Annotated in this window: 9 protein-coding genes and 1 pseudogene; 4 read left to right on the top strand and 6 right to left on the bottom strand. The window is 65.2% G+C overall.

From position 1 onward, the window contains the following. Positions 1–318 (bottom strand): annotated as a pseudogene (locus tag I6F35_RS39160) (hypothetical protein); the annotation flags it as partial. A 36-nt stretch (positions 319–354) separates the two neighbouring features. Then, complete coding sequence (locus I6F35_RS39155; RefSeq protein ID WP_225122906.1) at positions 355–1647, bottom strand: adenylosuccinate synthase; 1293 nt, start codon at positions 1645–1647, stop codon at positions 355–357. 287 nt (positions 1648–1934) lie between these two features. Between I6F35_RS39155 and ybaK the strand changes: the two genes are divergently transcribed. Next, entirely contained in the window at positions 1935–2408 is a 474-nt protein-coding gene (ybaK, locus tag I6F35_RS39150) for a Cys-tRNA(Pro) deacylase (RefSeq protein WP_225122905.1), read from the top strand. Between the two features lie 2 nt (positions 2409–2410). On the opposite strand, the gene I6F35_RS39145 is transcribed toward ybaK, so the two are convergent. Genes I6F35_RS39145 through I6F35_RS39130 form a run of 4 tightly spaced genes read right to left on the bottom strand, consistent with a single transcriptional unit; the run spans position 2411 to position 5646 of the window. Next, positions 2411–3592: an MFS transporter gene (locus tag I6F35_RS39145; protein WP_225122904.1), complete on the bottom strand. Its 1182-nt coding sequence runs from the start codon at positions 3590–3592 to the stop codon at positions 2411–2413. A gap of 14 nt (positions 3593–3606) precedes the next feature. Continuing rightward, on the bottom strand, positions 3607–3825 hold the full coding sequence (locus tag I6F35_RS39140) for a hypothetical protein (protein WP_225122903.1): 219 nt from the start codon (positions 3823–3825) through the stop codon (positions 3607–3609). Beyond that, on the bottom strand, positions 3818–4423 hold the full coding sequence (locus I6F35_RS39135; protein ID WP_225122902.1) for an isochorismatase family protein: 606 nt from the start codon (positions 4421–4423) through the stop codon (positions 3818–3820). The genes I6F35_RS39140 and I6F35_RS39135 overlap by 8 nt, the downstream gene beginning before the upstream one ends. A 5-nt stretch (positions 4424–4428) precedes the next feature. Then, on the bottom strand, positions 4429–5646 hold the full coding sequence (locus tag I6F35_RS39130) for a GNAT family N-acetyltransferase (protein WP_225122901.1): 1218 nt from the start codon (positions 5644–5646) through the stop codon (positions 4429–4431). Positions 5647–5812: 166 nt separating this feature from the next. Here I6F35_RS39130 and I6F35_RS39125 point away from each other — a divergent pair, with 166 nt between their 5' ends. The 3 genes from I6F35_RS39125 to I6F35_RS39115 all read left to right on the top strand — a co-directional run bounded on the left by I6F35_RS39125 (position 5813) and on the right by I6F35_RS39115 (position 8343). Continuing rightward, positions 5813–6790 (top strand): LysR family transcriptional regulator, encoded by a 978-nt coding sequence (locus I6F35_RS39125; protein WP_346283252.1) that lies wholly within the window; start codon positions 5813–5815, stop codon positions 6788–6790. An 8-nt stretch (positions 6791–6798) separates the two neighbouring features. After that, the gene (locus tag I6F35_RS39120; RefSeq protein WP_225122899.1) at positions 6799–7200 is read left to right on the top strand and encodes a helix-turn-helix transcriptional regulator; all 402 of its coding nucleotides are present in this window, start codon (positions 6799–6801) and stop codon (positions 7198–7200) included. A 213-nt stretch (positions 7201–7413) separates the two neighbouring features. After that, positions 7414–8343: a DMT family transporter gene (locus I6F35_RS39115; protein WP_225122898.1), complete on the top strand. Its 930-nt coding sequence runs from the start codon at positions 7414–7416 to the stop codon at positions 8341–8343. The last annotated feature ends 128 nt before the right edge of the window (positions 8344–8471 follow it).

Here is an 8471-nt window from a genome sequence, read left to right as displayed (position 1 = left end):
GCCTGGGGCCGGAGCGCCTTCCGGCGGACGGGCGGCGGCGGTGGCGCGGCGAAAGGCGTCGCCGCTGCGGGAACCGCCGCCGGGGCGGCTGGCCTCGCGGGCGCGCTGGGCGGCCTCCGATTCGACCTTGCGCACGGCCTCTTCGAGCGACAGGCGCTCGCGGGTGATCTCGGATTCGGACAGCGGCGGCTGGACGCTGCGGAGCTGCTGGATCAGCGCCGCCCGCGCGCGCTCGTAAAGCGCGCGGCGGCTCTCACCGGGAGCATTGGGATCCAATCCGGCGATGGCGCGGGCAATCAGCGGGTAGTAATCAGCCATTTCCAGTCAAATTGGTGGGATATAGGTAATATCCCGTTAAGCCTCGAACGGATTTTGTACCAGAATAGTATCCTCGCGTTCCGGACTGGTGGAAAGAAGCGCGATCGGGCAACCGACCAATTCTTCCACTCGGCGGACATATTTGATGGCCTGTGCCGGCAGGTCGGCCCAGGAGCGGGCGTTCGCCGTCGGCTGCTTCCAACCCTCGATCGTTTCATAGACCGGCACCACGCGGGCCTGCGCGCCCTCGCCGGCCGGCAGGTGATCGATGTCCTTGCCGTCGAGCTTGTAGCCGGTGCACACCTGTATGGTATCGAATCCATCTAAAATATCGAGCTTGGTGAGCGCCAGCCCCGTGATGCCGCAGGTGCGCACCGTCTGCCGCACCAGCACCGCATCGAACCAGCCGGTGCGGCGCTTGCGGCCGGTGTTGACGCCGAATTCCTTGCCGCGGCGGCCGATTTCCTCGCCGATCTCGTCGGTCAGCTCGGTCGGGAACGGCCCCTGGCCGACGCGGGTGGTGTAGGCCTTGCAGATCCCCAGGACATAGCCGACCGCGCCGGGGCCAAGGCCGGCACCGGTCGCCGCCTGCGCCGCCACCGTGTTGGAGGAGGTGACGTAGGGATAGGTGCCGTGGTCAACGTCGAGCAGCGCGCCCTGGGCGCCCTCGAACAGGATGCGCTTGCCCTCGCGGCGCTTGAGGTCGAGCAGCCGCCAGACCGTTTCGGCATAGGGCAGGATTTTCGGCGCCAGCGCCGACAGCTCGTTGAGGATGCCCTTGCCGTCGATCTCCTCCAGATTGAGGCCGCGGCGCAGCGCATTATGATGCGCCAGCAGGCGGTCGATCTTGTGCGGCAAGGTGTCGAGATCGGCGAGGTCCATCAGGCGGATGGCGCGGCGGCCGACCTTGTCCTCATAGGCCGGGCCGATGCCGCGGCGGGTGGTGCCGATCGCCGTCACCGCGTTGGATGATTCGCGCAGCGCGTCGAGATCGCGGTGCAGCGGCAGGATCAGCGTGACGTTCTCGGCGATCCGCAGATTGTCCGGACTGACCGCGACGCCCTGCCCCTTCAGCCGCGCCACCTCGTCCAGGAAGGCCTGCGGGTCGAACACCACGCCATTACCGATCACGGCCAGTTTCGACGGCCGCAGCACGCCCGACGGCAACAGCGCAAGCTTGTAGGTCTCGCCATTGATGACGAGCGTATGGCCGGCATTGTGGCCGCCCTGGAAGCGCACGACGATGTCGGCCTGCTCCGACAACCAGTCGACGATCTTGCCCTTCCCTTCGTCGCCCCACTGGGCGCCGACCACGACAACATTGGCCATTTCGCAAGCGTTCCCTGCAACACTTCAAGGTTCGATCATGATCGACGCGGAAAAGCGGTGCCGAACTTTCCGGATCATGGTTTAAGCTGCCCGGCGAAATCACGGCGGCTGGCCGTTCGCACACAGGGCGCTAAACCCGATAAAGGAAGCGCTACGCTTAAGCAAGCAAGAAGGGTAGTTTTTGCTCCAATTGGACGATCTGCAAGCCTTTGATATCCCCGGAAAATTTATGGCCGTGGCAAGGCAGGGACAGATCATGGACAAGGATTAAGGGAACGGCCAGCCAGATGTCCAAGAGCACGCGCGCCACCGAGACGCTGGCGAAGCTCGGCGCGAAATTCATCCTGCACACTTATGACTATGATCCTGACGCCGACAGTATCGGCCTGCAGGCCGCCGAAGCGCTGGGGGTGGCGCCAAAACGGATGCTGAAAACGCTGATGGCCGAGGTCGACGGCAAGCCGGTCTGCGCCGTGGTGCCGTCAGACCGCGAGGTCAGCATGAAGAAGCTCGCCGCCGCGTTCGGCGGCAAGGGCGCGAAGATGATGCGGCCTGCCGATGCCGAGCGGCTGACCGGCTATCATGTCGGCGGCATCAGCCCGTTCGGGCAGAAGAAGCGCGTGCCAATCGCGATCGAACAGGCCGCGCTCGGCGGGACGACCGTGTTCGTCAACGGCGGGCAGCGCGGCCTGCAGATCGAGCTTGGGCCTGACGACGCGGTGAAGGCCCTCGGCGCGATCGTGCGGCCGCTCGTGGCGTAATCTCACGCTGCCGCGGGCTTGAGCGTGAACACCTCGCGGCGCTTCGAGAGTAGCGCGAACAGCAGCGACAGCGGCGCCATCATGGCCAGCAACGCAGCGCCCGCGATCAGCGCGGCCGATGGGTTGCCCCAGGCATCCTGCAGCCGGCCGGCGGCGGAGGGCCCGATCGCCATCAGGATGTAGAAGCAGGTGAAGAACAGGCCGAAGCCGAGCGAGCGGTCAGCCGGCTCGAGCACGCGCGTCGGCAGCGACAGGATCGCGCCGGACAACGGGCCGATGGCGACGCCGAAGATGAGGCAGGCGATGGTCGGACGGACGCCGGCGACGAACAAAGTCAGCGCCAGGGCTGCCACAAGGCCGCAAGCCATGATCGCCGCGACCGGCCGTCCCGACCGCTCGACCAGATAGCCGCCGGCGGGAATGGCAATGATGGTGAACCAGATCGCGAGGCTGACCAGCGAGGCCGCGCCAGTCGGGCTCGACCCCTGCGCCACCAGCAATTGCGGCGCATAGCTGAAAAACAGCACGCAGGCGAGATTCATCGCGCCCCAGATCACGCCCGCGATCAGAACCGGGACCAGGATCCTGACCGGCAGGACGGTGCGCGCCTCCGCTGCAGCCGCGGCCTGGACGGGACTTCGCGGCAGGAAAGCGAAGGCGCCGAGCACGACCAGGGCCAACATCGCGCTCGACGCCATCACCGCCGGCCACCCCAGCGATTGTGCCAGATAAGTCTGCGCCGGCAGCGCGAGCATCGCGCCGAACGGCCAGCTCATCTGCAACAGTGACATCGCCAGCACGATCTCACGGCCGGCGAACCAGTCGGTCGTCATCTTGGTGGCGACCAGAATCACGATGGTGGCGCCCACGCCACCGATCACACGCGCAATCAGCGCGGCGGCGAAGCTGTCGCAATAGGACAGAGCGATGCCGGACATCACCATCAGCGCCAGGCCGCCGAGCCCGAGCGTGGACTCACGCACGCGCTGGCCGATCAGGCCGGCCGGAAAGGCGACGACGATTCCGGGCAGCAGATAGGCGCCGAGCAGCATGCCGAGCTGGGCGTAGCCGAGCGAAAGATCGTGCATCAGGAAGTTGGTCGTGGAGCCGACCGACTGGAACTGAAACCCGGTCGCCGCGCGCGCCGCGAACAATACGGCCAGCACGATCCATCTGCGGGGCATCCCTGCCTCCCCGGTCAATCCTGGAAGTCGCCGCTGGCGAGGTTGAGGCTGACCACGTTGGAGAATTCGGACAGCTCGTCTTCGGAAATCTCGTGCAGCGACAATTGAAGCTGCATGATCGCGAGATCGACGAGATGGCCTGCAAAGGACAGACCGCCGGAAACCAGAATATTACGCTGTTCGGTGAGTACCGGAATCACGTTACGCAAGCGACGGGCCCTCAGTTCATCCATATCGATGCCCTCTCAGAGGCCGCTGCGCGGTCGCGACCAGCCAGTGGGCGGTGGTGGCGACATCGGCGAACAATTCGATCGCCTTCGTCGCGACAATGTGCACCGAGCTCGCATCGGCATCGCGCCGCTGCCGGCTCGCCGCTGCATCGGTCAGGAAGGTGACGCGATGGCCGCGGTGGGATGCGTCGATGGCGGTGGCAAGGCAGACCTCTTCCGCGGCCAGACCACCGATCGCAAAGCTGCCGATCCGCGAGACGACATCGTCGAACAGCGGATTGGCGTAGCAGGAGGGCTGCCTGCGCTCGAACACCATGTCCGAGCGCTTCGGCTCGAGACCCATGATCCAGGGCGACGGCGCCTTCCTGTCGACGACGTCCAAACCCGCGATATCCAGCTCTTGGGCGCGCCGCGTGAAGGCGATCGGCATCCCGGCATTGCGCGCGTGCTGGATCGCGGCCCTGCAGCTTTCCAGCGAGCGCTCGACATCGTCGGCGGAGGCCGCCGCGCGAAAATAGGCGTCCTCCTGCAGGTCGACCATGACCAGCAGGCGGGTGTTGGAAGCGCCGACATAGGGCTTGAGGTCGATTACCGGACCCATGGCGATCACATCGCAGTCGGTTGCGCCGCCGCGCCGCGGCCGGCGGACATTTCAAGGATGCCGGGAACGTCCCACTGTCCTTCAGGGCGGATCAGGACGTAGGGATCCTCGCCGAGGGTGATGCGCTGCGGATGCCGCTCGGTCTGAAGCTTGACCTCGACATAGTCGTAATCGGAGAACACGAATTCGCGCGAGCCCGCCATGCGCTCGAAGCCGCGCTGCTCCCAGAAGCCGAGCAATCGCTTCTGCGCGTGCGCGTAGAGCACGTTGTAGCCCTTCTTGCGGCACAGCTCGATCGCGGCATCGACAATGCGGCCGGCGACGCCGCCGCTACGGCTTTCGCTGCGCACCGCCAGCCGCTCCAGCTTGGCGAAATCGGCAAAGTAGCGGATGCGCATGCAGCCGACCGGCTCGCGGCCGAGATGACAGATCAGATGGGTCGCGGAGAAATCGTTGCCGTCGAATTCCTCCTCGAACGGGCAATGCTGCTCGCCCATGTAGACGGCGCTGCGGATCGCCATCACGCGCGCCATCTCGTCCATCGAGCGCACCACCCGCACCGAGATCGGATCCGGCGGCACCGGCTTCGGCGGCGGCATCTCATGCGAGCGATCGAGCATCTGCAGATGCGGCGCGAACAACCCGTCATAGCGGGCGCCCGGCGTGAACCCGAGCGGCTCGAGCACGCGCAGCCCTTCCTTGGTGATCGGGCGCGAATAGATGTTGATGCCCTGGTAGAGCGGGGTCGAGAATTTCTGCAGCACCAGCGGGATCGCGGCGACCGTCGGGCCCTTGGCGTGGATGGCCCAGACATAAATGCCAGCCGGCCGCTCCGATTGGCGCGCGACGAACGCGAGATCGGGATTCTTGGTATCGAGCCGGCCGTCGATCAGGCGGCGCGTGCCTTCATGGGTCAGCGGCAGCACCGCGAGAAAACCTTCGCCCTTCGGCGCGGCAATGTCGAACTGGTCCCGCCGCGCGATCGCCCAGAACACATCCGGATTATGGTTGGCGACGGTCTGAACGATGCGGTTGGTGGTCAGTCCCGGAATATCTTCCCTTGCCGCATCCATCAGCGATGCGATCCCGGCGGCATCGACGGTGAATATCACCGTGCGTTTCGCCAGTTGCAGCATGGTCATCTTGTCGAGCGACCGGGCGGGACCCGTCCCCTGACGGCGGGTGGCGGCCTTGCGAATAAAATCGAGGTCCAGAGCAGTCATCGATTGTCTCTCGCGGTTGTGGTTTTGCCGCGTTTCTGCCAAGAATAGAGGGATGTTCCCGTTAAGCTAAAAGGCGACAAACGAGGCGATTTGTATGCACTCACCTGAGCGCAGGGGTGTTCACCACCGTGCACACCCCCCGGGCCGCATCGCCCAGTGGGATTCGGTGCGGATCTTCCTTGAGGTGGCGCGGATCGGCAGCTTCCGCGCTGCAGCCCTGGAGCTGAACGCCTCGGCCAACTTCCTGCGCAAGCAGATCCTGCAACTAGAGAACGCCTATAAAACGACGCTGATCACCCGCCATGTCGACGGCGTGCGGCTGACGCCGGAAGGCGAGAAGGTGCTGGAGGCGGCGCGGCGGATGGAGGAAGCGGCCTTCGGCCTCGATCGCGCGCTGAGCCAGACCACCCCGGCCCTATCGGGCGAGGTACGCTTTGCCATTACCGAAGGCCTCGGCACCTTCTGGGTCGCGCCGCGGTTGATCGAATTCCAGCGTGTCTATCCGGGGCTGCTGGTCGATCTCAAATGCGAAATGCGTTCGGCCGACGTGCTCCGGCTCGAGGCCGACGTCGCGGTGCAGCTCGAAGAGCCCGACAAGCCCGACCTCAAGCGCGTCAAGATCGGCCGCCTCCACGTCATGCCGTTCGTCAGCCCGCGCTATGTCGAGATCTACGGCATGCCGAAGGACCAGGACGACATCCGGCAGAACCACCGCATCGTGCTGCAGGACGCCGACCAGACCCGCGCGCAGCAGATGTACGAGCAATATGCCGGCCGCGAGCAGGTCGGCTTCGTCGCCATGCGCAACAATGTCAGCAGCGCCCATGTCTGGGCGGTCGCCAAGGGCGCCGGCGTCGGCTGGCTGCCGACCTATGTGCCGGCGGTCGCGGGGCCGCTGATCCCGCTCGACATCGGCATCAACTTCTCGCTCGACATCTGGCTTGCCTATCACCCCGACGCCAAGCGGATTCCGCGCGTCAAGCAGTTGATCGACTGGACCATCCAGGCCTTCGACGGCAGGAAGTATCCGTGGTTCCGCGACGAGTTCGTGCATCCCAACGATCTGCAGAAAACCTACAAGGGGGAGCCACTGGTAAATCTGTTCGCAGGTTTCGTGAACGAAACACGCTCCAAGATCGGCTGAGCAACGCAATGAGCAAATCGACCGACGGGCACATCGATCAACTGGTGCAGGCCAAGTGGCGCGAGATCGGACTGTCGCAGTCCGACCTTGCGGAAGTGCTGGGAGCAACGCCCCCGCAGCGGACAGGGCGCGTAAACGGCCGCGACGCGGTCGACATCGAGCGCTTGCGCCAGGTGGCGAGCGCGCTCGGCGTCTCCGTCGATCTCTTCAACGGTCGCGCCAGCAGCAGCGCCGCCGCCCGGGCGCGACGCCTGCCGGAGCCGGGCTCCGCATCGCTGCAGTCGCTGCTCGAGCTGCGCCTGTTGCGGTTGTTCCGCGAACTGCACGACGTCGATACCAAGCGGATCCTGATCGATCTCGCCGCGCAAATGGTCAAGCGCCAGGCCGGTCCTTCCGACGAGGCCGGCTGACGCACTCCTTCGACGCGACGGCGCGACGAAGCGGTCGTCGGATCACGCCGGCAGACTGCCGGGAGTCGGGTCTGCGCATGGTCGCGATGCAGCCAGCACCATTGCCGTCACCCCGAAATCCGTGTCTGTGGCGCGGGCCGGGTCCTCTTGCATTCCGGCCCGGCGCGTGAACCCCGCCGGGCGGGCCGCGGCGCCATGAACCGGGCCCGACGCATGTCTGCTTCCGAGACCACCTCCCCCGCCGGCTCCGGCAACTGGCTGGCCAACCAGCCCTATTTGCTGCTCAGCTTCACCGCGCTGTTCTGGGCCGGCAACGCCATCGTCGGTCGCCTCGCCGCCGGACATATCCCTCCGGTGACGCTGTCGTTCCTGCGCTGGGGGCTGGCATTCGTATTGATCCTGCCCTGGGCTTGGCCGCATCTGAAGCACGACTGGCCGTTGATCCGCGACCGCCTCGGCCTGATGGTTTTCCTCTCGGTGACGGGGATCGGCGTCTTCAATACGATGCAGTACTGGGCGCTCGAATATACCCAGGCGCTGAACACGCTGCTGTTGCAATCGGCGGCGCCGCTGATCATCGCGGTGTGGTCGCTGGTCCTGCTCGGCGTGCGTCTGACGATGGCGCAGGCCTTCGGCGTCCTGCTGTCGCTTGCGGGCGTACTGGTGATCATCCTGCGCGGCGACCTCACCGCGCTGTCGAATGTCGAATTCAACAAGGGCGACCTGATCTTCCTTTTGGCGCTCACGATCTTCGGAATCTATTCGGTGCTGTCGCTGAAGCGGCCGCAGATCCATGGCCTCTCATTCGTCGCCTTCACCTTCGGCTGCGGAGCGGCATGCTTGATACCGTTCCTGATCTGGGAATTGCTGGCGCGCCCGGTGATGCAGTTTAACGTGAGCAACCTGCTCTCGCTGCTCTATGTCGCGGTATTCCCTTCGACCCTGGCCTATCTCTGCTTCAACCGCGGCGTCCAACTGATCGGCGCCAACCGCACCGCGCCGTTCTTCCATGTGGTGCCGGTGTTCGGCACTGTGCTCTCGATCATCTTCCTTGGCGAGCATCCGCAACTGTTCCACCTGATCGGCTTCGTGCTGGTGCTGTCGGGCGTGTTCGTCGCCTCGCGCAAGCCGAAGCCGGCCTAGAGCATTTTCGGTTCTGATTGAATCAGAACCGAAGCTCTAGATTCTTGCTTTGACGCGTTTTCTTCACGCGAACCGGTATCCACTTCGCTCGAAAACGCTCTAGGGGCGCCATATCTCTGGGCCCACCC

It is taken from the genome of Bradyrhizobium sp. BRP22, from assembly GCF_020194175.1.
Lineage (GTDB): Bacteria > Pseudomonadota > Alphaproteobacteria > Rhizobiales > Xanthobacteraceae > Bradyrhizobium.
Note: the sequence above shows the minus strand (reverse complement) of the source record. Positions and strands in the feature narration are given on the sequence as shown.

Bases quoted from the DNA above. Each gene is read 5' to 3' on its own strand.
- I6F35_RS39130 (WP_225122901.1), bottom strand. From the start codon at position 5,646: ATGACTGCTCTGGACCTCGATTTTATTCGCAAGGCCGCCACCCGCCGT.
- I6F35_RS39120 (WP_225122899.1), top strand. From the start codon at position 6,799: ATGAGCAAATCGACCGACGGGCACATCGATCAACTGGTGCAGGCCAAG.
- I6F35_RS39145 (WP_225122904.1), bottom strand. From the start codon at position 3,592: ATGCCCCGCAGATGGATCGTGCTGGCCGTATTGTTCGCGGCGCGCGCG.
- I6F35_RS39115 (WP_225122898.1), top strand. From the start codon at position 7,414: ATGTCTGCTTCCGAGACCACCTCCCCCGCCGGCTCCGGCAACTGGCTG.
- ybaK (WP_225122905.1), top strand. From the start codon at position 1,935: ATGTCCAAGAGCACGCGCGCCACCGAGACGCTGGCGAAGCTCGGCGCG.
- I6F35_RS39155 (WP_225122906.1), bottom strand. From the start codon at position 1,647: ATGGCCAATGTTGTCGTGGTCGGCGCCCAGTGGGGCGACGAAGGGAAG.
- I6F35_RS39135 (WP_225122902.1), bottom strand. From the start codon at position 4,423: ATGGGTCCGGTAATCGACCTCAAGCCCTATGTCGGCGCTTCCAACACC.
- I6F35_RS39140 (WP_225122903.1), bottom strand. From the start codon at position 3,825: ATGGATGAACTGAGGGCCCGTCGCTTGCGTAACGTGATTCCGGTACTC.